We start from the raw sequence: 25,989 nt of genomic DNA, 5'->3' as shown, positions 1-25,989 counted from the left end.
TGTAACTAATATTTTGATTAACACACATTTAAACTTATATCGATGAAAAAGCAAATTTTGAGTTTTGCCTTAGTGGCGACGGTGATTGGTTTGATCACAATGGGATGCGGATCTGAAAAGGCTACAAACGGTTCTGATAGCACAGCTACAGATTCAACTGTAACCACTGCACCGGCAACTACCACAGATAGTACTGCAAATACAGATACTACAAAAACTGACACAACCACCAGCGATACCACTAAAAAACCTATGTAATAAAGGTTTTATCGCATAAAAAACCCGGATCAACATATCCGGGTTTTTTGTTTTAAATAACTATTGGTTCATGCAATTTAACCAGAATATCAATTCCGGATAACCATTAAAGCAGAAATCATTTTTTTAAAATTAGCTGTCAAAATATAAATATGGTTGCCAGTCTCATTAGTATTTGTGTGCCTTTCATCTAATTTGTTTTATTGATTCCAATACCTTTAAAAGCCATTAAACAACCAGGTTTATGGCCTGTTAAAATTGTTTTGTTTTAATAAATGCAAGTGCATATAAAAAATAAATTATTTTTCCTATAATTAACATTATGTTAAGTAATGGATTTTATTTTTAGCCCATCCTATTGAATGGGCTAAAAATATATGATAATTATTTTAATGCTTTTATCTGTGCAGAAATCTTAGCAGCGTTAGCATCATCTTTTTTGCCTTTATAATAAGTAAGCAAGTTATTCAGCGCATCTAACGATTTAGGGTTTAACTCAACTGCTTTTAACAAATATGGTTTAGCTGCATCAAACTGAGAGTTAGCTTTCGCAATAGCCGCAGTATACTCTTTTTGTTTGTTTGCTGGTAACTTATTAGCATTGTTGTATGTATCAATAGCTGGTGATATAGCTGCATAACCTAAGTTTAAGTTAGCTTCAAAGTAGTTAGGATCTATAGCTATTGCTTTTTTATACATGTCAGATGCTTTTGCAAAATTTTCATCTCTTTGAGCTTGCAACGCAGCTTTATTGGCTGGAGTTGCTTTATTTATTTGTGATAAGTATGAATCAGCTATTTGTGAATAAACTAAGCCTGCATAATAATAAAGATTTTTATTTTGCGGATCATTTGCTATAGCGCTTTGTATTTTGCTTAAAACTTCTTTTTGTTTTCCCTGTATTAAGCTGATCTCAATTTCGGTGCTTCTTAAACTTGTATTGTTAGGATATTTGGTAAGGCCTTCTGAAATTGCTTTCAAAGCGTTAGTAGTATCTTTGCTTGTCAAGTACATGTTTACCAGGTCTCCATAAACAGCCTCAGCTTTTGAATACTTGGTAGTAACTAATTTGCTGTAGTTTTGAATAGCAGCAGGATAGTTTTTAGAATTATATGCTGCCAAACCTGTATACAAAATTGCTGTTGTATCTTCCGGCACTACACTGCGGTAAAAATCAAAAGCTTTGTAAGCTTCATCATATTTACCCGCCTGGTACTGTTTAACACCCCTGTTTAATTGATACTGCGCTAAAATCAGGTTTGCGTTATCTACCAGTTTTTTGTTTTCGCCTTTAGTATCCAGCTCTTTTGCTTTTTTTAACGCATCTTCAGCAGTGGTAAATAGCGGTAAAGATGTAGTTTCTACCGAATCAAGATTGGCAAGTGAACCATAGATATTAGCTTTCAATGCCAAAGTTTGAGGTAAATTAGCTGTTTTCTCATTCGCTGCAGCTTTATCTATAGAAGCTTTTGCTTTTGTTAAACTGGGCATAGCTAATTGGGCCTGGCTTTTTAAACCATCGTAAGTTTCAAAACTTTTCTGTGCATCATTAAGCTCTCCCTTTTGAGCAAATGCCGTTATCGAATAAAGGCCTAACAGCCCTGCCATTAAGAATTTAATTTTCATTTGAATCTGTTTTAAATTGGTAATGAGTGTATGGCTTATTAACAGCCATTTTATAGTTTATTAGTTTAACTGTTCCAAGCGGTCATTAACCCTATCTAACTGTATCTGGTTGCCGGTTTTAGCGTAAGCCAGATGTAACAGTTCAAGGCATCTTTTATCACGGGGCGATATTTCATTCGCCTTTTCCAGCCACAATATAGCGCTTGTTATATCTTTCTTATCGTTAATGCCTTTATTCAACGTGCTTTTTTTGAAATACAGCAATCCTAAGTTCAATACCGGCTCATAGGCCATGGTATTAAGTTCTATAGTACGTAAATAAAGCGATTCTGCTTTATCAAACTGATTTAAATTATCATAGCAGTTTGCTGCCACAAAAGTAATATCCGCATTATTTGGGTTATTGTCTATCAATTGGCCCAGCAATGGTTCTAACGATTTATAATCGCGTTTGTTGTTGTAAATGTTAGCTTCATCCTGTAATAGCTGCTTATTTGTTGGCAGCAAACGCCTTCCCTTCTTAATTACCTCCAATGCTTTAGCCGTATCCCCCATTGATTTGTAAATTGATGATGCGGTTTCCAGGTATTCAAGTTTTGTACTATCGGTATTGATCAAATTGGAGTAATATTTCGCCGCGTCCTGCAAATTACCCTGCTTATTGCTTGTATAAGCAATGTAAGCGTTTATTTGCTTTTGGCCAGGTGCATATTTTTTTGCTTTCTGGAAAGCAATTCCTGCATTTTTGAAATCGTTATTTCTGGTAAGTACAAACCCTTTTCTAATGAATGCATTTGCCAGGCAGCGTTTTGCATAATCCATTTCGGGCTGATACTTGTATATCTGACCTTTTGAAGCAAATTTATCAAATAAAGCAGCAGTCTGATTAAGGAAGTCCTCAGGCTGGTTTAAAGTATTTGTAGAATCTATATACAGAATACTTGAGTTTACAATAATGCGGTAAACATTTTTTTCAATGTCTGCCGAATCTTTTTTTGTTACAACCAGGCTATCAGCCGATTTTTTTGCTCTTGCTAAAAAGGCCAGATCTCCCTTTTGTTTGTAAAAAGCAAGATTGTTTACCACAACCTTTAGCGCTTCTGATTGCCCAAACGCTAATGATGTGATAAGCAATCCTGCTATTAATAACCCTAATTTATGTTTATACATAAGTTATTCAATTAGGTCCTCGTCGGTAGCGTTATCGTCAGCGTTACCTTCGTCAATTTCAGTATCTTGTTTTATAGTTGAATCTTCAGTTTCCGACACTATATCACTGTCGGTTTGTTGGGCTATTTCTTTATCAGCAATAGCTTCTGCAACAATTGCTTCATCAAGTGCCTCCTCATCATCATGTTCTACACTTGCAACCGAGGCAATTTCGTCGTTGTTTTTCAGTGTGATAAGCCTTACGCCTTGTGTTGCACGACCCATTACTCTGAGTTCGCTTACCGCTATACGGATAATAATACCCGACCTGTTGATTATCATCAGGTCTTCTTTATCAGTAACACCTTTTATAGCTACAAGGTTTCCGGTTTTTTCAGTGATGTTTAAAGTTTTTACCCCTTTACCGCCGCGGTTCGTTACCCGGTAATCGTCGATATCCGTACGTTTTCCATAACCTTTTTCAGACACTACCAATACGGTTGTTTCAGCATCGTTGATACTTATCATACCAACAACCTCATCGTTATCGCTATCCAGGCTTATGCCGCGCACGCCGGTTGCGGTACGGCCCATAGGCCTTACAGTAGACTCGTTGAAGCGTATAGCCCTACCCGATTGAAGCGCCATAACAATCTCGCTGGTGCCGGTTGTTAAAGTAGCTTCTAACAAAGAGTCGCCATCGTTTATGTTGATTGCATTAATACCATTGGCACGCGGACGTGAGTATGCCTCAAGCGATGTTTTTTTAATGACACCCTTCCTGGTACACATAATGATGAAATTGCTTTCCAGATACTCACGATCTTTTAACGACTTCAGCTTAATGTATGCCTTTATCTTTTCTTCTTTAGGAATGTTAATGATGTTTTGTATAGCGCGCCCCTTTGAAGTTCGGGTACCTTCAGGTATTTCAAATACCCTCAGCCAGAAACACTGCCCCGACTCTGTGAAGAACAGCATATAGTTATGATTAGATGCTACAAGCAGATGCTCTATAAAGTCGGCATCCCGGCTGTTGCTTCCGATTGACCCTTTGCCACCCCTGCCCTGTCGGCGATATTCTGTTAAAGAAGTCCTTTTAATATAACCTTCATGCGATATAGTAATAACTACATCCTCATCTTCAATAAAGTCTTCGGTTTGCATTTCTGCGGATGAATGCACTATTTTGGTTTTGCGCTCATCTCCATATTTATCTTTAATTTCAGAGAGCTCGTCCTTAATAATGCCCATACGCAGGCCTTCATCTGCAAGTATCGATTTTAAATATTCTATTTGCTTCATCAAGGCATCATACTCATCCCTGATCTTGTCGCGTTCCAGGCCTGTTAAACGGCGAAGCGTCATGTCAAGTATAGCACGCGCCTGGATGTCTGTCAAACCAAACTTTTCAATCAAACCTTCCCTTGCCTCATCAGGGGTACCCGATGAGCGAATAAGGTTGATCACTTCATCCAGATGGTCAAGGGCTATCAGCAAGCCTTCAAGTATATGCGCTCTTTTTTCTGCTTCAGCAAGCTCAAATTTGGTACGGCGAATAACAACCTCATGCCTGTGCTCAACAAAGTGATGAATAAGATCTTTAAGATTAAGCAGCATTGGCCTGCCGTTAACCAGTGCGATGTTATTTACACTGAATGAGGTTTGAAGTGCTGTATACTTATAAAGGTTATTAAGCACTATAGATGCGTTGGCATCTCTTTTAATTTCGTAAACTACGCGTATACCTTCGCGGTTAGATTCATCGCGGATAGCTGATATACCTTCAATTTTTTTCTCGTTAACCAGCTCGGCCGTGCGCTCAATCATTAATGCCTTATTGATCTGGTATGGCACATCGCTGACTATGATGCGTTCTCGGTCGTTATTGTAAGTTTCAATTTCAGCGGTTGCCCTTATGATAATACGGCCTCTGCCAGTTTCAAGAGCCTGCCGAGGGCCTTCGTACCCGTAGATGATACCGCCTGTAGGAAAATCAGGGCCTTTTACATGTTTAATTAACTCACCAACTTCAATTTCATTATTATCAATGTAAGCTAATGTAGCATCAATTACCTCATTAAGGTTGTGTGGCGCCATGTTTGTTGCCATTCCTACCGCAATACCCGATGCGCCGTTAACTAAAAGATTTGGAAATTTAGCAGGCAATACAGTTGGCTCTTGTAAAGAGTCGTCGAAATTAAGCTGGAAATCAATAGTGTCCTTATTAATATCGGCCAGCATCTCTTCTGCTATCTTTTGCAGCTTAGCCTCTGTATAACGCATAGCCGCTGGTTGATCGCCGTCTATAGAGCCGTAGTTTCCCTGCCCTTCAACAAAGGGATAACGCAGGCTCCAGTCCTGCGCCATACGTACCATGGCATCGTAAACAGAGGTATCGCCATGCGGGTGATATTTACCCAGCACCTCACCTACTATACGGGCAGATTTTTTATATGGTTTATTATTATTGAGGCCCAGATCAAGCATACCATACAGTACGCGCCTGTGAACAGGTTTTAACCCATCACGAACATCGGGCAGCGCCCTTGATACGATAACCGACATTGAATAATCAATGTAAGCTGCCCGCATCTCTTCATCAATATTTATCGGAATTATTCTGTCTTCTTTGTGGGAATTTTCGTTTTCTAAATCTTCAGCCATTTCAAAATTTTTCTGTAGACAATTGTGCGCTTCAGTATAGGTTTATTGCAAGCAAAGCGACCTGCGAAGATAAGAAATTATGTATAAAACCGAGGCTTTTTTACTAACATTCGGCACGTTTTACACAGCTATGCAGTGCATGGCGGTTTACATATAACATGGTTGTAAATAACAAAAACTGTTCAGTTATTTGTCTGCTTTTTTCCAGTACTCCTGCACTTTGGTCCCGTTGGGTAAAATGCCTTCAAAAGTTAATGTGTCATTCTTGATCTGATAATGGTATTTCACTGTTACATTAATCAGGTTGGAGGGCTGGGCACTAAAGGTTTGGGTTTCAAAGCAACTATCCTGCAACAACTTGTAGTTGCCGGCCTCGTAAGTTACAGGTGGAGTGTCTTTTTCGATTAAAAGGGCGGCGTAATGTTCGGCATCATACTGCCGTTGTAAGGTATAATCTTTTGGTGCCGGTTCGGGTTTTCCATTATAGATACCCCCGCTGTAAATCCACCTGCCGGATAAGCTCTCGCCGATTTTAAATGAGCAGAGTAATGCCAGAACTAAAATTAAAGGAAATGCTTTCTTCATGCTATGCCCAGTTAATTCCTTTTTTAAGTAATGATAGTGTTCTTTCTTCTTCGCTGCCCGGTTCAGGATGATAATCATAAATCCATTTGGCGGTTGGCGGCAGGCTCATCAGTATAGATTCTATACGGCCGTTAGTTTCCAGCCCGAATTTTGTGCCTGCATCATAAACCAGGTTAAATTCGGCGTAACGGCTTCGGCGAAGATATTGCCATTGCTGTTCCGCGTCATTAAAAGCCTTATTCCTGTTACGTTTCACTAATTCAATATAAGTTGGTGCAAAAGTGCGGCCAACGGCTTTAGAAAACTCAAAAACATCTTGCCAGCCAATATCATCCGTGGCAGTTAACCTGTCGTAAAAGATACCGCCAATACCACGGGTTTCATTGCGGTGCTTGATATAAAAATAATCATCAGCCCAAACTTTAAAGCGCTGATAAAAGTCAGTATGAAAATTATCACAAACACCTTTTAGCTGCCCATGAAAGTAACGGGCATCCTCATCAAAAACATAATGCGGGGTCAGGTCTATGCCTCCACCAAACCACCTTACCGGTGGCTCCTCACGGTTGAAGGATGAAGGCATCTCAAAATACCTGATGTTCATGTGAATTATTGGCACCAGCGGATGATTGGGATGAATCACGATAGAAACACCGGTAGCAAAAAAGTCATTCTGCTCAACTTTAAGTGCTTTTTTAACACTATCCGGCAACTGGCCGTGTACGGCAGAAAAATTTACTCCGCCTTTTTCAAAGATATTACCATTTTGTATAACACGGGTACAACCGCCGCCGCCACCATCCCGCTCCCAAAGCTCTTCTTCAAACCTGGCTTTGCCATCTGTTGCTTCAAGCGCGGTACAAATCTCGTCCTGTATCTGTTTGTATTCGACAGCTATTTGTTCTTTACTGATCATTTAATAACGAATGAATGATTATAGGAACTTCAAAGGTAAGCAAACTGTTAACATTCATTCTGATTTTTGCTATCAGAACGTACCAAGTCTTAGGTAATTTGATTTTACTGACCCGAACTGCTTCAGCTTATCCCGGCTTCTTCCTCAATATAATTAAGGTCTTTGCCAAAAGTTTCCTTCAGCTGGCTTAACGAAAACAGAGATATCACGGTAAGCAGCACCATCATAATGTATCCGCTGCTTATCATGCCATAATGGCCTTTAAAAGCATTAAAAGCCATGTTAATGGGTATTAACGAACCACGTACAAAGTTAGGGACAGTTGTTGTAACCGTAGCGCGTATATTAGTGCCAAACTGCTCGGCAGCTATGGTTACAAATGTAGCCCAGTAACCTACCGTACAGCCCATGAAAAAGCATATCCACACAAATTTATCATGTGTAATACCTGTTGACCCCAAATAAGTGAATGAACTCAGAACTGACAATAACAGAAAAACCAGCATAGTCAGCTTTCTTGATTTTGTTATTTGAGCCAGCAAGCCCGCAAAAATATCGCCTATGGCAATGCCAATGTATGAGTATAATACACCTTCACCCGCACTTAAAGGACTGGTTGCGCCCAATGCTTTGCCAAACTCTGGTGATAAGGTAACTAATACACCCACCACATACCACAGCGGCGCACCTATGAGTATACAGTAAATGTATTTTTTAAACCTGCCGGTATTTGTAAACAACATCAAAAAGTTGCCCTTTGACACATTGCTTTCCTTTACGTTTTTGAACATTCCAGATTCAAATGTGCCTACCCGCAATAACAAGAGTACAACGCCTAAAACACCTCCTACTTTATAAGCGGTCTGCCAGCCATATTTAGCGGCTTCATAAGCTGCTGCAGCACCAAATAAACCTATAACCGCAACTATCATGGTGCCGTAACCGCGTTTCTCTTTACTTAATGTTTCGGCTACAAGTGTAATACCCGCTCCAAGTTCGCCCGCAAGGCCAATGCCTGCAATAAAACGTATAATAGCATAAGTGGTAACGCTGCTTACATAAGCGTTAGCAAAGTTTGCAATAGAGTATAGTAATATTGATCCAAATAATACTCTTATACGGCCCAGCTTGTCGCCAATTATTCCCCATAATATGCCACCCAAGAGCAGGCCGGCCATTTGTATGTTGATAATGAGCTGCCCCTTAGAAGTAATTTCGGCTTCAGATAAACCTAATGCGGTAAGGCTTGGTACCCTCACAATTGAAAATACAAGCAGATCATATATATCAACAAAATAACCAAGGGATGCCACTAATACCAGGAAAATAGCGTTTCTGGAAATTTTAGACGAAGAAATATCGGTCATAACAATTTGATGTAAACAATTGGATTTGCTAAGGTAATTATTGCTTGTAATGGTGCAAATTATTGCCAATAAAAAACCCCTGCTTAACAGGGGTTAATATATTTTTAAACGTTGATTAAACTTTTTTGACTTTTACTGCCTGCATACCTTTTCGGCCCTCTTCTTCTTCATATTCAACGTTATCATTATCCTTTATGGCGTTTACACCACCTTGAACGTCTTTAAAATGAACAAACAGATCTTTGCCCTCTTCTGTAATGATAAAGCCGTAGCCTTTTTGTGTATTGAACCATTTTACTTTTCCGGTTTTCATAATTCTTGTATAACAGTATTAATATAATTGTGTTAAGATCAGTAAGTAATTCAAGACTGAGTATAAAAAGGCTTAATAATCAATGGAGAAATACAACTATCTGTATCAAATATAATAAAATATTAATACCAAAATAAATTATTAATTTAACTGATATACAAAAGCTTGCAATAAAAAAAAGCCGCCCGATACCGGGCGGCCTCAATATATAGTGAGTTTTAATTATTTTACTTTTTGAAAGAAGTATACGCCAGCATACGGAGTTACTCTTACTAAAAGCTCCTCTTTGTCGTTTTTAAGGTCAACAAAGTATACAGTTGAATCAAAGTTATCTTCGTTTTCAAGTTTGATTACCTCATTAGCAAAATAACCTTCATATTTTGCAGCGATTTCCTTACGGGCTTTAGCTGGCAGTTCATTAAATAATACGTTTTGAGTTATGCCTATCAAATCTCCTTTAGCATTGTAAAAAGCAGATTTTTTTACACCGTCAATTGTAAAGGTAACTTTCTGAAAGTTTGCAGTTACTTTCCATGATACATTTTCTGCACCGTAAAAATCTTTGTTGAATTTTGTAACAGCAAGGTATGATACGTTATCATCACCACCTGTTACAGGCTTAGTTGAAGCGAAAACATTAACGCTTAAAAGGGCTGCTATGGCGGTAGTTATAAATAGCTTTTTCATGACTTTCAATTTTAATTTATGCAACAAAAATACTTTGATATTAAACATTTTCATAATTTTTGGTAATTATTATGAATATTTAATAATTAATGCCAATTAAAACTGAATTTTTGAAAAATTTTGTAAATACTTAGTGTATATTTTACAATATGTTAATTAAAATCGATTATGCTTATTGTAAAAAGTACACTAAGTAAAATAGCTAACTAATTAGACCTCTTTTCTGACTTTATAATGACAAATTATCAGCCATTATCTACAAAGCCTGGATACAAAGTCATGCCTCCATCTATAAATATTGTTGTACCGGTAATATAATCAGCTTCATCAGATGCAAGCCAGGTAGCCAGTAAGCCAATATCCTCCGTTTTTCCAATGCGTTTATAAGGTATTAGCGTTAAAAGTTTGTTTAAAGCTTCAGGGGTTTCCCAGGCATCTTTATTAATAGGCGTTTGAATAGCCCCCGGGCCAATGCCTGTTACACGTATTTTATGAGGAGCAAGCTCCTGAGCGACACTTTTCATAAAAAGACTGATGCCCCCTTTACTTGCAGCATAATTTACATGCCCGGCCCATGGGATAACCTCATGTACACTGCTCATACAAATTATTTTGCCTGCAGCCCTGCTCACTCCTTCTCTGATACCTTGTTTAATAAACAGCTTAGCTGCTTCGCGCGAACATAAAAACTGCCCGGTTAAATTTACGTCTATTACGGTATTCCAGTCCTCAAGTGTCATGTCAACAAATGCTGCATCTTTTTGCAGGCCGGCATTGTTTACTAAAATATCCAAATAGCCAAATGCATCAAGGTGCTTTGAAAACATATTCTGCACATCGTGTTCTTTACTTACATCAGCCTGAACAGCTATTGCTTCGCCGCCACTGGCTTTTATTTCATCAACAAGCTCCTGCGCTGCATCGCCATTATGCGCGTAGTTAACGGTAATTTTAGCCCCTGCTGCTGCCATTGCCAGCGCTACGCCCTTGCCTATCCCGCTGTCGGCGCCTGTAATTATTGCTGATTGTCCTTTAAGTTTCAATTGTTCCATACACTTAATTAAATTATAGCATAAAAACGCCCCGGTTTTCGCCGGGGCGTTCTACAGTTTAAACTTTACTTTTGTTTTCGTTGAGGCTGGTGAGCGCCATCACGACTGGAGGTTTGATCCGAACGCTGTGCGCCACCATTACTTACTCCTTTAAACTTCTGAAACTCACGTGCATCGTTACGCCCGCGATCTGCTGTTGTACTGCCCTGGTGGCCGTTATTGTTGTTTTTTAAATCCCGAGTTTTCATAGTACAATGTATTTTATGTTTAAAAAGGCTTAAACCCTGAATTGTTAAAAACACAACAATTGTACCGAATTGGTTGTAATGAATGGTATTCGGTAAAGGTACGGTTAATTATAGTTAATTTATTATCACTCTCTACTACCACTCAATACTCACTGATAGATTGTATTGTATACCTCAAGCAGATAAACAGCTTCCAACATGGCTGTATTAAAACTTTCCCACTCTTGTTTGGTATAAACAAAATTAATATCTCTGTTAGGGGTACAAAGCACAACCCTTTCAGACCCATCGGGAAACGGAAAGCATCTTTCCTCAAAATTCATATCGTTTGTGAAGCGTTGAAATGCAAAAAACTGCAAAGGTGTAAAGCACAACAGCAGATTTTGATGCCATATATTCAGCATACCGCAATCCGGACAATGGCTGATTACGGTTAAGCCGTTTTGTGTGAGTATTGTAGTTTCGCACATAGGAAAGATGGTTTTGGTGCCTGCATTACCCGCGGCAAACGCTCAAAGTCCGCGGGTAAAAACAGGGCTTGTATTAACTAATCACTTGTTAATTCAGTTTAGTACTGCCATTTGCCTGATAAGCAAACCGAAAGGTATACCACCTTGAGGCTGGGCGTTTAGTCAAATCGGCAAAGTCGGCAGTAGTAGTATTTGGGTTACCTTTATAGTAGCTTAGCATCTCAAGCTTGGCATAATTGCCACTGCTTGTTTTAATTACAATTATTTTTCCTGGTACCGGCAGTATAGCGTGTTGCGGTTCGGTAGTAGCAGTGTAGGTATACCAACCTGATATCGCATTTGTCCCGGTGGCGTCGGCTTTGTAACCATCAGCAGGAGCGGTTGTTAGCTCAGCAAAAGTGTTATTAACTACCTGTGCCTGCGTAGTTCCTGAACCGGAAGAACCACTATTCACAAAAATACTGGTAGACGAAAATTTGAGGTCCCATTTATTAGTATTAATGTCGTTTCCAGTCACGACAGAATTTGTACCCAGGCTATAATAAACGTCGCCGGCGGTGCCATCAAGGTCGGCCACTGTTTGGGTGGTTAGTGTTGGTTCTTCCGGTTCAGGCGCACCATTATCTTTTGAACAAGATGCGAACATTAAGCTGCTGCTTAATAATACTAATGCAATAGTTTTAAGTTTATTCATGTTTAAGTGTTTAATATGTGTGTGATTGTTGTTGATTAAAACTGTAAGTAATACCTGCATATAGTAAGCGGCCAGGCAGGTTGCTTATAGCTGCAGGATTTTTATAATTGCCTATATTTTCGGCGGTTAACTGCATGCGGAACTGGTTGTGGAAAAGCAACTTTGAAACCGATGCATTAAGCAGTACATAGCCTTTTACATACTCATCATCGCGGTTTACAATGCCGTTGCCATCTACATCAGAAAAACCGTATCTGCCCCTGTAAATGGCTCTTACCGATGCTGTAATACCTGTCTTATCATCTGTATAGGCTACACGTGTGTTAGCCATATATTTTGAGCGATTAAGTAAACCGCCATACATGCTTTTTTTTATTCTGACGGTTTCTCGCGTGGCCTTGTCAATACCAAAAACTTCGCCTGCTTTGATGTTATCTAAAACGCTTCTATCGTAAGCTTCAAGGTATTGTAAACCACCGGCAACCGTCCAGTGATTTAAAAAGGTATAGCTAACATCTGTTTCGGCGCCTTGTGTGTAAACATCATGGATATTGAAGTAAGAAAAAACCGATTGTCCGTTGGTTTTGATGGCTATGGGCTCAGAATCTATCAGATCACGGATATTGTTACGGAAAGCATTTACGGTCCACATCAATCCCATCCAGGGGCGGTAACGATAACCAAAATTGTATGCAGTAGAACTCTCGGCGTTCAACCTTTGTAAGGTGGATGGATCTATCAGCACACTTTGTATCTGCCCGGCATCCTGTAATTTTTTTAGCTCAGTGGCGGCCTCTTCATAGCCAAATACGCTGTAGCCCACTATTGCATTGGTAAAGTTTAGGTATAGTTGTCTGAAATCCGGTGCTTTGTAGCCTTTGCCTGCAGAAGCTAACAAAGTGAAGTTGTCACTAAGGCGGTAGCTTGCTGCCAGTTTGGGGCTGAACTGAGATTTGTAAACGCTGTGCGTATCATACCGCCCGCCTGCAATTATGTTCAGCTTTTCTAAAGGTGACCAATCTGCCTGATCATAGATATAGCCGGAGTTAAAAGCCTTCTTTTCGTTATACCGAGTAGCTAAAACGCTCTCATTTTGTGCGCCGCCGCCACCTGTAAAGCGCAGGTTACTTAATATTTTATAATCGCCCTGCAATTCGGCACGGTTAAAATTCTGATTAAAGAAAGTTTCATCGTATACCGAGTTATCAATGGTATTCAATAACAGCGATTGGGTTTTATAACTGGTATGATAAAGTCTAACATCGCCGATAAATTTTCCAGAGAATTTATGCGTTAAACCGCCCGATATGTTCAGGTTTTTTTCAGTACCATCACCAGTTACCCGGTCGCCTTCTACCAAAAAGTCGTTATCTGCCGTGCTGGTGTAATCCCGCACTTGTAGGTTTAAGCGGGTGGCGTCACTGATCTTATAACCCAACCTGCCATTAAATGTGTAACTGTAAAAAGGGAATACTGTTGCACCACCAGATTGCGGCTGCAACGAGTAGCCACTGCTGCTGTACCGGTTAATAAATCCTGAAAGTGAAAGCCGCTGATTAGCATATCCCCCATTTAATGATACATCAGCATTTTTATTTGTACCGTAACGTGCACTTATGCTGCCCGATGCGCCAAATGGCGGTGCTGCAGATATGATATTGATTACACCTGCCATAGCCTCGCTGCCATACAGGGAAGATACAGGGCCTTTTACGATCTCAATCTTTTCTATATTGATAGTAGTAATGCGTGTAAGGTCAAGTATGCCGGTTGTGCGGCCTATCAGCGGAAGGCCATCAAGCATGATCATGGTATAATCCGGACTAAAGCCTTGTATTTGTATCCCCTGTCCATGCGCATCTGGCAAGACCGTTAGGCCGGTTTGTTCTGCCAGTATTTCGTTTAACCTTACTAAGCCTCTGTTTTTTATCTCCTTACTGCTGATAGTGCTTACCGGCATGGGCACCTGCATAAAGTTTTTGCTGGTACGTGTAGCGGTAACTATAACTTCCTTTAATTTTTTAGACGTATCTGTATGTGCGGTGTCTGCCTTCTGCGCTATCGCGCCGGTAGAAATAAATAAAAGGCTGACAAAAATATTTTTCATTTATTTAGACTAATTATAAATAATGATGCAAATTTGCACTTAACATATCAATGTGGTTAACGCCAAACGGATTGAAAACAACGCTAAACGGATTTTATGTATCTTACCTTCACATCACCTGCATCTGATATTCAAAGCATTCAAATAGGCGGTAGCACGTTCGCTGACGCTGATAATTTTGATAAGCAAACCATACATGTATCTGATAATTGGGGTAGTTACAATGCCGAGCAATTTTGGATAGAAGGAGCATGTGTTTGCTACTCTACTTACCGGATAACCGAAGAGTGCAATACGTTGTTACAATGCAAAAACTATAACTGGCTTTTAAATTTTATTTTAGAAGGTGAATTGTCAATTATCTCATCAGACAAACAAACTAATTTATTGACAGAAGGGAATTACTATAGCTTTCACTGCTCATTGGATGAAAAGCTTATCAAGATCAAGCAATCAACCAAATTATTAACTATTTGCCTTACAAATAATTTTATGGATAAGCTGATAAATAAAGATGTTTTGGCAAGTAAACTGCATAATATGTATGCCCCACTTACCACTATAGCCACCGGCAGTTATTTGCACAGCCGCATGCAACCTATACTGGCTGATATGATGGATCAAACTAAACCGATTTATATCAGGCGCATATTGATCGAAGCGAAAATCCTGGAAATATTATCAATACAACTACATCAGTCGGAGCAGCAGAAAGTTGTTGAGGCTTTCAGTCGTGAAGATATTAACAGATTAGAGGAGGCAAAACAAATAATAAGCAGCAACCTGCAAAATCCATGCTCGCTTATGGAACTGGCCCGTCGCACAGGCCTTAATGATTTCAAGTTGAAGAAAGGTTTTAAATCTTTATTCGGCACTACGGTGTTTGGCTACGTTACCAATTTGCGCATGGAAAGCGCTTATCATCAATTACAAAACGGCCGAAATGTGGGCGAGGTGGCCGAAATGGTTGGCTATAAAAACGCACATCATTTTACAGTTGCTTTTAAGCGCAAATTTGGTTTTTTGCCCAGCCAGGTAAAATGATTTATACATTTCCCCAACCGTGGGCTAACACATCGGCAATATGCATAGTTTTAATTGGTATGCTGTTTTTTTCGATATATCCTTGCAGGTGCAGCAGGCAGGATGCATCTGTAGATATAATATACTCGGCGCCTGCAGCCAGTGCATTATCTACCTTTTGTTGCGCCATAGCGGTAGATATAGCATCAAATTTTACGGCAAAAGTACCGCCGAAACCGCAGCAGGTTTCGCCTGCCTGCAGATCAACCAGCTCCAGACCATGTACTTTTGACAAAAGCTGACGAGGTTCTTCCTTAATATGACACTCGCGCAGGCCGGCGCAGCTATCGTGGTATACAGCCCGGCCATCCAGTTCGGCGCCAAAATAGTCAACCTGTAAAATGTTGACCAGAAAATCACTCAGCTCGTAAATATTGCTCTGTATATTGCGGCACTTGTTATGTGACATAGTGTTGGTAAACAAGTCATTATAGTAATTTCTTACCATGCCGGTACAAGATGCCGATGGCGAAACAATGACACTATCTTCCTTAAAATCGTTCAGAAACTTGGTACCCACAACTTTAGCATCGTCCCAAAATCCGGCATTAAATGCAGGCTGCCCGCAGCAGGTTTGCTCGGGGTTGTAATTTACCGTACAGCCAGCCTTTTCTAACACTTTAACAGTATTAAAAGCGGTTTCAGGGTACAGTTGATCAATGAAGCATGGAATAAACAGATCGATAGTCATCGGCAAATATCAAAGGGTGCTAAATTCCGAATTTTTCCTGTAAATCCTTTCGGCTTTCAGTAATGAAAACAAAATCAACAAGCCAATAATGAAAAATGTTCCCAGTACGAGCGTAGAGTTGCGCATGCTGCCAGTGATTTCTTCTATAAAACCAAAACTAAACAGCCCCCCTACTATTGCCAGTTTTTCGGTTACATCATAAAAACTAAAAAAAGATGCCGTATCAGGAATGTTTTGCGGTAAATATTTAGAATAGGTTGACCGTGAAAGCGATTGGATGCCTCCCATAACCAGGCCCACAACAACAGCTATAATGTAAAACTCGGTAGCAGTAGTTGTAAAATAGGCGGCTATGCATACTCCTATCCATATAAAAACCACAAAGATGAGTATGCGAACGTTACCATATCTGTCAGAAAGGCGCGACATTATTGTAGCGCCTGCGATAGCTACTAATTGTATGATGAGTATGATAGAAATTAATGCTGATGTTTCCATGTGCAGTTCTTTTGCTGCAAATGCAGTAGCTACCAGCATAATGGTTTGCACGCCCATGGAGTAGAAGAAAAATCCAGGCAAGAACCGTTTCAGAAGCGGCATGTTCTTTACTTTTCGCCACACCTTGCCTAATTCTTCAAAGCCGCCTCTTATAATATTGCGGTTGTGCAATTGTGCGTTTGGGCTGCCTTTTGGCAATACTGTGAACGGTATTATTGCAAAGCTTATCCACCACAGGCCTACTAATAAAAAGGATAATTGTGCAGGTAACGACTTATCTGTTATACCAAACAAATCCGGCTTTAACACAAACGCAAAGCAAACCAATTGGAGTAGAACGCTACCGATATAACCAAATGTAAATCCCTTGGCGCTTACTTTGTCCTGCATATCAAGTGTGGCAATTTCAGGCAGATAGGAATTATAGAACACAAAACCGCCGCTGTAGCCAATGGCTGCCAATGCAAAGCAGATGATACCCAGCTCAAGCCTGTCTGCGGTAAAAAAGAATAATCCGCAACACGCTGCTGATCCCAGCAGTGTAAAAAATTGCATGAATATTTTTTTATTGCCACGGTAATCGGCTATTGAGCTTAATACAGGTAACAGTATAACCATTATTAAATAGGCAACAGCTAAGGCGTAATCGGTCAAGGCGGTATTTACAAAACTTAATCCGAAAAAGTCTACACGGTTATTTGTAGCTTTATTTTCGGTTATGGCAACATAATATGCCGGAAAAATTGTGGATGTGATAACCAGGTTGTAGGCAGAGTTCGCCCAATCGAACATGGCCCAGGCACGTATGATTTTAGGGTTGTTTTTTGCTTCCATTGCAGCTTAAAAGTATGCATTTTTTATAGTTTACCATTATCATAATAAAATGTATTAGCTTGTTTAAATACAATCTTTACATCAAATTGAATAACAATAGCCTCATAAAGCTTGTTATAGTTATACGGATTATCTAAAGCTCCGTATCTTAGCACATTATAATATATATGTCCAAAAAGAAAAAAAATAAATCATCAATCAATCAGGTGCTTACGCAGATGGTTCTTGATGTTTTTGAAGAAAACGGTAATACACCACTCAATTATAAACAGGTTTCGGCAAAATTAAACGTTCGGGATCCAGATGCACGTACGGTTATACATGATATACTGGAAGAGGAAACTTTTAAAGGCATTTTAAAGGAGCCATCGCCAGGTAAGTTTCAACTGATAGAGCTAAAGACATTTGTTGAAGGACGTGTCGATCTTACTAATGATGGTTCTGCCTTTATTATCACCGATGATGAGTTTGAAAGTGATATTTATGTAGCGCCGCGCAAACTGCGAAATGCTTTAAATGGCGACCGTGTTAAGGTTTATGTTTATGCAAAAAGCCGTGGTAAACGTAAAGAAGGCGAAATTGTAGATATACTGCAACGCTACAAAATGGAATTTACTGGCATTGTGCGGTTATCTGAGCATTATGCTTTTTTACTGGCCGACGACCGTAAAATGATGCATGATATATTTATACCGCTGGGTGAGCTTAACGGTGCACGCAATGGTATAAAAGCAGTTGCAGAAATAACCGACTGGCCGGCCGGTGCTAAAAACCCTGTTGGTCGTATAAAATATGTATTGGGCGAACAGGGCGAGAACGATACCGAGATGAATGCCATACTGGCCGAGTATGGTTTCCCCCTATCATTTCCCACTGAGGTTGAACGCGAGTCGGAGGAAATACCTGATGCTATAACTGATGAGGAAATTGCCAGCCGACGGGATTTTAGGGAAGTACTGACCTTTACCATTGACCCTCACGACGCCAAGGACTTTGACGATGCGCTGTCTTTTAAGAAGCTTGAAAACGGTAATTATGAAGTAGGCATTCATATTGCCGATGTATCACATTACATCGTGCCAGACTCTGAGTTGGACAAAGAAGCTTACGAGCGCGGCACATCGGTTTATCTTGTGGATCGTGTTATACCTATGCTTCCCGAGCGGCTTTCGAATGGATTATGCTCATTAAGACCTAATGAAGATAAGCTATGCTTTGCCGCCGTGTTTGAGCTGGATGAAAACGCCAACATCAAAGAGCAATGGTTTGGTAAAACAGTGATCCACTCCAACAGGCGCTTTACTTATGAGGAAGTACAGGATGTTATTGAAACACAAACCGGTGACTTTGTTGAGGAAATAATAAAACTCAACGAATTAGCCTATAAACTTCGTGAACGTAAGTTTAAAGCCGGGGCCATTAGTTTTGAAACTACTGAAGTGAAATTCAAGCTGGATGAAAATGGCAAACCTACAGGTGTGTATGTTAAAGAGCGTAAGGATGCGCATAAACTAATTGAGGATTTTATGCTGCTGGCCAACCGCAAGGTAGCCGAGTTTGTAAGTAAAATGGGCAAAGGCAAAAATAAGTACACATTTGTTTATCGTGTACATGATTCGCCTAAACCGGATGCCTTGAACAGCTTTGCACAATTCGCCGCCAGGTTTGGTTATAAGATCAACACCAAGTCTGATAAGGAGATAGCAAAATCTTTAAATTACCTGATGGAAGATGTTGAAGGTAAAAAAGAACAAAATGTGCTTACACATCTGGCAATCAGATCTATGGCTAAAGCTATCTACACTACAAAAACCACCAGTCACTACGGTTTGGCATTTGACCATTATACACACTTTACATCTCCTATACGCCGCTATCCGGATGTTATGGTGCATCGCCTGTTGTTTCATTATCTTAACGGTGGGCAAAGCGCTAACGCCGACCATTACGAGGAATTATGTAAACACAGTTCGGCCATGGAGAAAAAGGCCGCTGACGCAGAACGCGCTTCTGTAAAATATAAACAGGCCGAATATCTTAAAGACCAGGTAGGTAACAATTTTACCGGCATTATATCTGGTGTTACAGAATGGGGCATGTATGTAGAGATCATTGAAAATAAATGTGAAGGAATGATACGTTTGCGAGATATTACTGATGATTTTTATACCTTAGACGAAAAGAATTATGCCATCATTGGCCAGCGTAAAAAGAAAATTTACCAACTGGGTGATGAGGTGCAGATCAGGGTTAAAAATGTCGATCTGACCAAGAAGCAGATTGACTTTACCCTGGTACAGGATTAATTACTTAAATTATGATTAGTGAATAGTTGTAAACCATTTTAATTATAACGTTCACGCAATCAACTGTTAATGAGACAACTTGATGAGCTGCAATCGCTGATTGCCAACGCCGTTTCTGATCTGAAGTTTCCGGAGTATCCGGCAGAGTTATACGAGCCGATAAAATACATACTTGCGTTAGGGGGCAAACGCATGCGCCCTGCCTTGCTTTTGATGGCCTGCGATTTATTTGGGGGAGATGTAAACGCAGCCCTTCCCCCTGCCCTTGCCATTGAAGTGTTCCATAATTTCACGTTGATGCACGACGACATTATGGACAATGCGCCTAAACGCCGCGGTAAAACAACCGTGCACGCAAAGTGGAATAACAATGTAGCCATCCTTTCCGGCGATGTTATGCTGATTGAAGGTTATAAACTAATGATGCAGGTACGTGGAAATATTCTGCGTACCGTGCTTGATATTTTTAATGATACAGCAGTAGGTGTTTGCGAAGGCCAGCAACTGGACATGACTTTTGAAACCATCAATGATATAAGTATTACAGAATACATCAATATGATTCGCCTTAAAACGGCTGTTGTGCTGGGTGGCGCTTTAAAAATAGGTGCGCTTATTGGCTATGCCGACGATCAAGACGCTGATTTATTAGCTGACTTTGGTGTTAACCTGGGTATCGCCTTTCAACTGCAGGATGATATATTGGATGTATATGGCGACCCCGAAAAGTTTGGAAAGCAAGTTGGCGGCGATATTATCTCTAATAAAAAAACATATCTGCTCATTAAAGCTCAGGAACTTGCTGACAGCGAAACGGCAGCTAATTTAAGTAGATGGCTTACAGCAACGGGTTTTAACGCTACTGAAAAAGTAGCCGCCGTTACGGATATCTATAATCATGTGAATGTGCGGCAATATGCAGAGGCCGAAATGCGAACTTATGCTGAAAAGTCATTTGCAGCTCTTGAAAAAATCAAATTGCCGGAAGAAAACAAGCAATATCTTCGCGAATTTGCAGATGGTTTACTGGTAAGGGAATTTTAAGGGTATTTCTATTACAATATCGGCAGAATGGGTTGAGATGCTTATATTTAAGCACACACAAATCAATCCTTGTCTGATGAAGTATAACTTTACTAAATTTTTCTCTGTCGCAATTTGTTCGCTTGCCTTTAGCTTTCAGGCAAGTGCCCAAACATCAGGCGGCAAACTTAAGCCGGAGCAGGCCATTATGGATGTCCGGCATTACAGCATAGCCATTAACTGTAATTTTGAGCAAAAATCAATCGACGGAAATACCACCGTAGATGTAATCACCTCACAGCCTGCTAAGTTGCTTGTACTGGATCTGTTGGATTCTTTAAATGTGAGCGCTGTTACTGTAAATGGTAAAAAGGAATCCTTCGAGCATAAAAACGGACTAATCAATATTAGCCTGGCTAAAGAATTGCCTGCCGGTAAGGCAAGCATCAGAGTTGCTTATGGCGGTAAACCGCGTATAGCTAAAAGACCACCCTGGGACGATGGTTTCACCTGGACACAAGATTCAACCGGCCACCCCTGGCTGGCCGTTACTGCCGAGCAAACTGGCGGCAAGATCTTTTTCCCTTGTAAGGATCATCCAAGTGATGAGCCTAATGAGGGTGCCGATATGTATATCACCGTACCATCAAACCTGGTTGTTGCCGGCCCTGGCCTGCTTAAGGGGGTAAGTAAAAAAGGTAACACTGCCACTTATCACTGGCAAACCAAATATACGATCAATAACTACAGTCTTGTTTTTAATGCAGGCGATTATACTGTAAAAAGCACTACTTATAAATCTGTTGCCGGCAGAACCGTTCCTGTGCAATTCTATGTACTAAAAGAGCATGCGGATAAGGCCGATCATTTATTGGGAATGGTTGTTAAAGCGGTACAATCAAAAGAAAAATACTTTGGTGAGTACCCATGGGCCAAAGAAAAACTGGGCATTGTTGAAACACCGCATTTAGGTATGGAGCATCAGAGCATGAATGCCTATGGCAATAAATTTAGGTATACTAAAGTTGGTGGCGAGGATTTTGACTGGCTGATGTTCCATGAGTTTGGCCATGAGTGGTGGGGCAATAAGGTAACTGCACGCGATTGGGCCGACTACTGGATACATGAAGGGATTGACACTTATGCAGATGCCTTACCGGTTTTAGACCTGGAAGGACACCAGGCTTATATTGATCGTTTTAAAAAGTCGGCTTTCGGGATTCAGAATAAGCAGCCCATTATATTAGGGAAGGATATAGATGAGGCCTCGGCATATAATGGCGATATCTACAGCAAAGGCGGCTATTTTATGCACACGTTGCATTATGTTATGGGCGATACCTTGTTCTTTAAAACCCTTAAAGGATTGGCAACTGATCCACAATTTACCTACGACCACCAGAATGTTACCGACGAGGTGGAACAATATTTCAGCAAAGCTTATGGTCAATCGCTCAAACCGTTATTTGATATGTTCCTTCGTACTACTGATAAACTTGAAGTAGATGTTAAAGCCCGTCCCGGTGATAAATATCTGATCAAATTACAAAACATCAACATGACCTTACCGGTGGATGTAAAAACAGATAGCGGCACGCAAAAGCTAATGCTAAATCAGCAGGGTTTAACCGTGAGCAGCAAAACTGTACCGGTTATTGATGCCGATGGATGGTATCTGAAGAAAGTAATATTAGAATAAAGTATAAGTGAGTAACAGCAGGAATAGGATGTGAATGCCTTCACATCCTATTCCTGCTGTTATTATTCCGCAGCGCCTACATTACCGGTTTCCACTTTTCCTGCCCGCTTGTAGTTTGCCATAATAAGTCCTTTTGGCGTTACATGGCTCTCCACTAATTCAAATGCTGCCGGCACTGCCTGGTCGTCAAACAGTTTTTTCCCTTTACCCAAAAACAAGGGATGAATGTTCAGCCAGAATTCGTCCACCAAATCATGTTGTAGCAACAACTGAACAAGGTTACTACTGCCCCAGATTTTGATTTCGCGACCCTCTGAGTTCTTGAGCGCCTTAATTTCTTCTACGCTGGTAAGAAAAGCTACGTTTTCCCAGTCGGACGTTTGTCTAGTATTAGATAGTACATATTTTGTGACATCATTAACGCCAGGCCAGTGCTCGGCATGCTGAGGCCAGTACGATTCAAAAATATCAAATGTCTTTCTGCCCAAAAGCAGGTCTGCAGGTTGCATCTGCTTTTCCATCACCTTGCCAGAAATATCGTCACCGTAAGGTGCGGTCCAGCCACCGTATTCAAAACCGTTTGATGTATCTTCATTTGTTCCGCCAGGTGCCTGCATTACTCCGTCTAATGTGATAAATGCTAAAACAGTTATTTTTCTCATATCTGTACAAATTTAATTAGTTGCGTTTCTGATGTAAACTTCATGAATATCAGCTTAATATTTATGGTATAGATGCGGCTTATTAAAGGGTGAAATACGACAAATTAAACAAAAAAAAGCCCCGGCCAAATTTTGACCGGGGCTCTCTGTATATTAAAGCTGGAATTACTCAGCTACAACTTCTTCTGTTGTATCAGCAGCTTCTTCTTTTTTAGCTTTTGAAGCAGTTTTTTTAGCTTTTGGAGCTTCTTCTGTTACAGGTGCTTCTACAGCCACAGCTTCAGCTTGTACAGCTGCTTTAGGTGCAATAGTTTCAGCAACAGGAGCATCTTCTAACGGAAGCACAGAAACGTATGAACGATTATCTGCTTTCTTTTTGAAAACCACTTTGCCATCAATTAAAGCAAATAAAGTGTGGTCTTTACCAATGCCTACATTAAGGCCTGGATTGTGTTGGGTACCACGCTGACGTACGATGATGTTACCTGCAATAGCCGGCTGACCACCAAAAATTTTGATACCTAAACGTTTGCTATGCGATTCGCGGCCGTTTCGTGAACTACCGGCCCCTTTTTTATGTGCCATTTCTTAATATCTTTTTGTGGGATCAATATCCCGGTTTAAAATTTAATTATAATGTGATACCCGTGATCTCGATCTTGGTGAATTGCTGACGGTGACCGTTTTTCTTTTTGTAGCCTTTTCTTCTTTTCTTTTTGAAGATAATTACTTTATCACCTTTTAAATGAGACACGATCTTAGCCGATACTTTAGCGCCTTTCAGGTCTGCACCTAATTTAAAGCTACCTTCGTTTTCTGCTAACAACACGCTGTCAAATTCAATATTAGCGCCTTCATCTCCCTGTAAGCGGTGTACAAAGATCTGCTGGTCTTTCGCAACTTTAAACTGTTGCCCGGCTATACTTACTATTGCGTACATTGTTGATTAATTATTGTTTTAAATTTTGAGGTGCAAATATATGGATTAATATTTTATATCCCAACGCTTATAAACTATTTTTTAGTCCTGGCTTCTGCTTCTGTCAATACTTTTTGTATTTCCTTTATCAGGCGTTGGTTAGCATCAACCAGTTTTTCATTACCGCTGTAGGCAGCATCAAAAACAACTTTTTTGGTTTTGCGCTTATATTTAAACTCCATCAAATACCGGGGCGAGCGTTCATTTGAATCTGTTTTTAATTCATTGGCCGGGAAATCCCAAAACCCAAGTTCGGCAGCTTTGCGGTGTAAATAAAGCAAATCATCCTTAGTAAGTTTCATGTTCATTTTAACCACTGAATCACGGCGGTTAACAAACTGATATTCACCCGTTGCAGAATTATACTTGTTGAGCAGACTATCGTTATAGCCAAACTCAAACTTTAAGGATTCAAACTCCGAAAATTTATACGGCGCGTTTTTAATCATCATACCGTAGTAGTACATACAATACAGTAAAAACGGTACGGCAACGCTGAGAATAAGAAATATCTTTTTTGAACGATTAGACATTTGTGTTTAGTGAGTGAAGGATTGAATTAATGATTTATTGATTCTTTAAATTTTATTGCTTGGTGTCTTTTGATAACTGAACAGTTTTGCGGGATTCAGATACAACTTTTAATTCAGGAATTTAACCTACTTTTCCAGCTCCCCTTCCCACTTACTCACTACCGCCGTTGCCATGGCATTGCCAAGTACGTTAGTGGCAGAGCGGCCCATGTCCAGTAGTGGATCGATGCCGATCAGTAAGGCAAGGCCTGCTTCGGGAATGTTGAACATTGAAATGGTCCCGGCAATAACCACTAAAGAGGCACGCGGAACGCCGGCAATGCCCTTGCTGGTAAGCATCAGCACCAAAAGCATAGATAGCTGCTGTTCAAAAGAAAGATGAATATTGTACGATTGTGCCAAAAACAACGATGCAAAAGTCATGTACATCATAGAGCCGTCCAGATTAAAGGAGTAACCTAAAGGCAGTACAAAGCTTACAATCTTATTATTACATCCAAAGCGTTCTAACTCTAAAAGCACTTTAGGATATGCCGCCTCGCTGGTTGATGTGCTAAAGGCTATCAGCATGGCATCCTTTATATTGCCTACTAAAGTAAATACCCGTTTGTTCAAAATAATAAAGCCTGCAAAAATGATCACCAACCATAATAATACCAATGAGAAATAAAACTCGCCGATGAAAATAGCATAAGTGGATAAGATCCCTAAACCTTGCTTGGCTATAATGGCCGTTATTGCTCCAAACACCGCCAATGGCGCCAGTTGCATTACATACCCTGTAATTTTTAATATTACATGAGCTATGGCATCCAAGGCTTTAATTACGACCTCGCCTTTCTCGCCAATAGCGGCCGTAGCTACACCAAAAAATAGTGAAAATACAACGATCTGCAATATCTCGTTATTAGCCATCGACTCGATAAAGCTTTTAGGAAAAACATGACTTATAAAATCACGTAAGGATAAGGCTGTTTTTTGGATGCCGGTAGATAAGTGACTATCAGGCAATGGCAAATGCATAGTTTCTCCCGGTTTAAAAAAGTTAACTAACGCCATTCCCAACAATAATGAAACAAGCGTAGCGCTTAAAAACCACAACAGCGTTTTTCCGCCAATGCGCCCCACCGCTTTTATATCTCCTAACTTTGCCACACCAACCACCAGCGTTGTAAAAACAAGTGGTGCCACAATCATTTTAATGAGGCGTAAAAATATATCGCTTAAGATAGTGAATACCTCAAGCTTATCTTCCCGTTTAGTGTTGTTTTCTTTTAAAACAGTTGCCTGTGCAGCACGTTCTTTTTTCAGCGCCTTAAAAGTTACAGTGGAAGTATCGGCAGTGGTAGCAATTTGCTGGTCTAAGGTTTTTATATTTACCTCGGCAGTACTGATGCCAGTGTTGATGCTTTTAATTACAGTAGCGTTGTAAATATATCCGGCTACTACACCGAGTATCAAAGCTAAGAATATGTAGAGGGTAAGTTTACTTTTCTGCATGTGCTTATTGGTGCCGCAAAACTACAAAATTTAAGCTTATAT

General features: G+C 40.1%; 25 protein-coding genes. 5 read left to right on the top strand and 20 right to left on the bottom strand.

Annotated features, from left to right (window positions below):
* The first annotated feature begins 42 nt into the window (after positions 1–42).
* Positions 43–258, top strand: coding sequence for a hypothetical protein (locus tag ACFQZX_RS09490; RefSeq protein WP_377114269.1), 216 nt, complete (start codon positions 43–45; stop codon positions 256–258).
* Positions 259–642: 384 nt separating this feature from the next.
* On the opposite strand, the gene ACFQZX_RS09485 is transcribed toward ACFQZX_RS09490, so the two are convergent.
* The 13 genes from ACFQZX_RS09485 to ACFQZX_RS09425 all read right to left on the bottom strand — a co-directional run bounded on the left by ACFQZX_RS09485 (position 643) and on the right by ACFQZX_RS09425 (position 14,139).
* Positions 643–1,884, bottom strand: coding sequence for a tetratricopeptide repeat protein (locus ACFQZX_RS09485; RefSeq protein WP_377114266.1), 1,242 nt, complete (start codon positions 1,882–1,884; stop codon positions 643–645).
* Positions 1,885–1,944: 60 nt separating this feature from the next.
* Positions 1,945–3,054 carry a tetratricopeptide repeat protein gene (locus ACFQZX_RS09480; protein ID WP_377114263.1) on the bottom strand — a complete coding sequence of 370 codons (1,110 nt, stop codon included), beginning with the start codon at positions 3,052–3,054 and terminating at the stop codon, positions 1,945–1,947.
* Between the two features lie 3 nt (positions 3,055–3,057).
* A complete protein-coding gene (gene gyrA / locus ACFQZX_RS09475) occupies positions 3,058–5,700 on the bottom strand; it encodes a DNA gyrase subunit A (RefSeq protein WP_377114260.1) in 2,643 nt (880 codons plus the stop codon).
* 186 nt (positions 5,701–5,886) lie between these two features.
* Positions 5,887–6,285 (bottom strand): hypothetical protein, encoded by a 399-nt coding sequence (locus ACFQZX_RS09470; RefSeq protein WP_377114257.1) that lies wholly within the window; start codon positions 6,283–6,285, stop codon positions 5,887–5,889.
* A 1-nt stretch (position 6,286) separates the two neighbouring features.
* Entirely contained in the window at positions 6,287–7,201 is a 915-nt protein-coding gene (hemF, locus tag ACFQZX_RS09465; RefSeq protein ID WP_377114255.1) for an oxygen-dependent coproporphyrinogen oxidase, read from the bottom strand.
* A gap of 122 nt (positions 7,202–7,323) precedes the next feature.
* Complete coding sequence (locus tag ACFQZX_RS09460; RefSeq protein WP_377114253.1) at positions 7,324–8,568, bottom strand: MFS transporter; 1,245 nt, start codon at positions 8,566–8,568, stop codon at positions 7,324–7,326.
* Between the two features lie 115 nt (positions 8,569–8,683).
* The gene (locus ACFQZX_RS09455) at positions 8,684–8,881 is read right to left on the bottom strand and encodes a cold-shock protein (protein WP_377114250.1); all 198 of its coding nucleotides are present in this window, start codon (positions 8,879–8,881) and stop codon (positions 8,684–8,686) included.
* Between the two features lie 222 nt (positions 8,882–9,103).
* The gene (locus ACFQZX_RS09450) at positions 9,104–9,568 is read right to left on the bottom strand and encodes a hypothetical protein (protein WP_377114248.1); all 465 of its coding nucleotides are present in this window, start codon (positions 9,566–9,568) and stop codon (positions 9,104–9,106) included.
* A gap of 245 nt (positions 9,569–9,813) precedes the next feature.
* Complete coding sequence (locus tag ACFQZX_RS09445; protein WP_377114246.1) at positions 9,814–10,620, bottom strand: SDR family oxidoreductase; 807 nt, start codon at positions 10,618–10,620, stop codon at positions 9,814–9,816.
* Between the two features lie 65 nt (positions 10,621–10,685).
* Positions 10,686–10,868 carry a hypothetical protein gene (locus tag ACFQZX_RS09440; RefSeq protein WP_377114243.1) on the bottom strand — a complete coding sequence of 61 codons (183 nt, stop codon included), beginning with the start codon at positions 10,866–10,868 and terminating at the stop codon, positions 10,686–10,688.
* 149 nt (positions 10,869–11,017) lie between these two features.
* A complete protein-coding gene (locus tag ACFQZX_RS09435; RefSeq protein WP_377114240.1) occupies positions 11,018–11,338 on the bottom strand; it encodes a hypothetical protein in 321 nt (106 codons plus the stop codon).
* Between the two features lie 88 nt (positions 11,339–11,426).
* Positions 11,427–12,032 (bottom strand): HmuY family protein, encoded by a 606-nt coding sequence (locus ACFQZX_RS09430; protein ID WP_377114238.1) that lies wholly within the window; start codon positions 12,030–12,032, stop codon positions 11,427–11,429.
* Positions 12,033–12,042: 10 nt separating this feature from the next.
* A complete protein-coding gene (locus ACFQZX_RS09425; protein WP_377114235.1) occupies positions 12,043–14,139 on the bottom strand; it encodes a TonB-dependent receptor plug domain-containing protein in 2,097 nt (698 codons plus the stop codon).
* A 96-nt stretch (positions 14,140–14,235) separates the two neighbouring features.
* On the opposite strand from ACFQZX_RS09425, the gene ACFQZX_RS09420 reads away from it, so the two are divergent.
* The gene (locus tag ACFQZX_RS09420) at positions 14,236–15,183 is read left to right on the top strand and encodes a helix-turn-helix transcriptional regulator (RefSeq protein WP_377114232.1); all 948 of its coding nucleotides are present in this window, start codon (positions 14,236–14,238) and stop codon (positions 15,181–15,183) included.
* Between the two features lies 1 nt (position 15,184).
* On the opposite strand, the gene ACFQZX_RS09415 is transcribed toward ACFQZX_RS09420, so the two are convergent.
* Positions 15,185–15,913, bottom strand: a complete 729-nt coding sequence (locus ACFQZX_RS09415; protein ID WP_377114229.1) for a (Fe-S)-binding protein — start codon at positions 15,911–15,913, stop codon at positions 15,185–15,187.
* 9 nt (positions 15,914–15,922) lie between these two features.
* Complete coding sequence (locus ACFQZX_RS09410; RefSeq protein WP_377114226.1) at positions 15,923–17,245, bottom strand: MFS transporter; 1,323 nt, start codon at positions 17,243–17,245, stop codon at positions 15,923–15,925.
* A 167-nt stretch (positions 17,246–17,412) separates the two neighbouring features.
* Here ACFQZX_RS09410 and rnr point away from each other — a divergent pair, with 167 nt between their 5' ends.
* The 3 genes from rnr (at position 17,413) to ACFQZX_RS09395 (ending at position 22,273) form a co-directional block, all read left to right on the top strand.
* Positions 17,413–19,551, top strand: coding sequence for a ribonuclease R (gene rnr / locus ACFQZX_RS09405; protein ID WP_377114224.1), 2,139 nt, complete (start codon positions 17,413–17,415; stop codon positions 19,549–19,551).
* 69 nt (positions 19,552–19,620) lie between these two features.
* Positions 19,621–20,595, top strand: coding sequence for a polyprenyl synthetase family protein (locus tag ACFQZX_RS09400; RefSeq protein ID WP_377114221.1), 975 nt, complete (start codon positions 19,621–19,623; stop codon positions 20,593–20,595).
* Between the two features lie 76 nt (positions 20,596–20,671).
* The gene (locus ACFQZX_RS09395; RefSeq protein WP_377114218.1) at positions 20,672–22,273 is read left to right on the top strand and encodes a M1 family metallopeptidase; all 1,602 of its coding nucleotides are present in this window, start codon (positions 20,672–20,674) and stop codon (positions 22,271–22,273) included.
* Between the two features lie 62 nt (positions 22,274–22,335).
* Here ACFQZX_RS09395 and ACFQZX_RS09390 read toward each other — a convergent pair whose 3' ends face one another.
* From ACFQZX_RS09390 to ACFQZX_RS09370, 5 genes are all read right to left on the bottom strand, one after another.
* Entirely contained in the window at positions 22,336–22,935 is a 600-nt protein-coding gene (locus tag ACFQZX_RS09390; RefSeq protein ID WP_377114215.1) for a dihydrofolate reductase family protein, read from the bottom strand.
* A 165-nt stretch (positions 22,936–23,100) separates the two neighbouring features.
* Entirely contained in the window at positions 23,101–23,520 is a 420-nt protein-coding gene (gene rpmA / locus ACFQZX_RS09385; protein WP_377114213.1) for a 50S ribosomal protein L27, read from the bottom strand.
* 46 nt (positions 23,521–23,566) lie between these two features.
* On the bottom strand, positions 23,567–23,875 hold the full coding sequence (rplU, locus tag ACFQZX_RS09380; protein ID WP_377114210.1) for a 50S ribosomal protein L21: 309 nt from the start codon (positions 23,873–23,875) through the stop codon (positions 23,567–23,569).
* A 74-nt stretch (positions 23,876–23,949) separates the two neighbouring features.
* A complete protein-coding gene (locus ACFQZX_RS09375) occupies positions 23,950–24,447 on the bottom strand; it encodes a hypothetical protein (RefSeq protein ID WP_377114208.1) in 498 nt (165 codons plus the stop codon).
* A 126-nt stretch (positions 24,448–24,573) separates the two neighbouring features.
* Complete coding sequence (locus ACFQZX_RS09370; RefSeq protein ID WP_377114205.1) at positions 24,574–25,947, bottom strand: dicarboxylate/amino acid:cation symporter; 1,374 nt, start codon at positions 25,945–25,947, stop codon at positions 24,574–24,576.
* Between the last annotated feature and the right edge of the window lie 42 nt (positions 25,948–25,989).

It is taken from the genome of Mucilaginibacter litoreus (genome assembly GCF_042676805.1).
Lineage (GTDB): Bacteria > Bacteroidota > Bacteroidia > Sphingobacteriales > Sphingobacteriaceae > Mucilaginibacter > Mucilaginibacter litoreus.
This window is presented reverse-complemented; position numbering and strand designations above follow the sequence as displayed.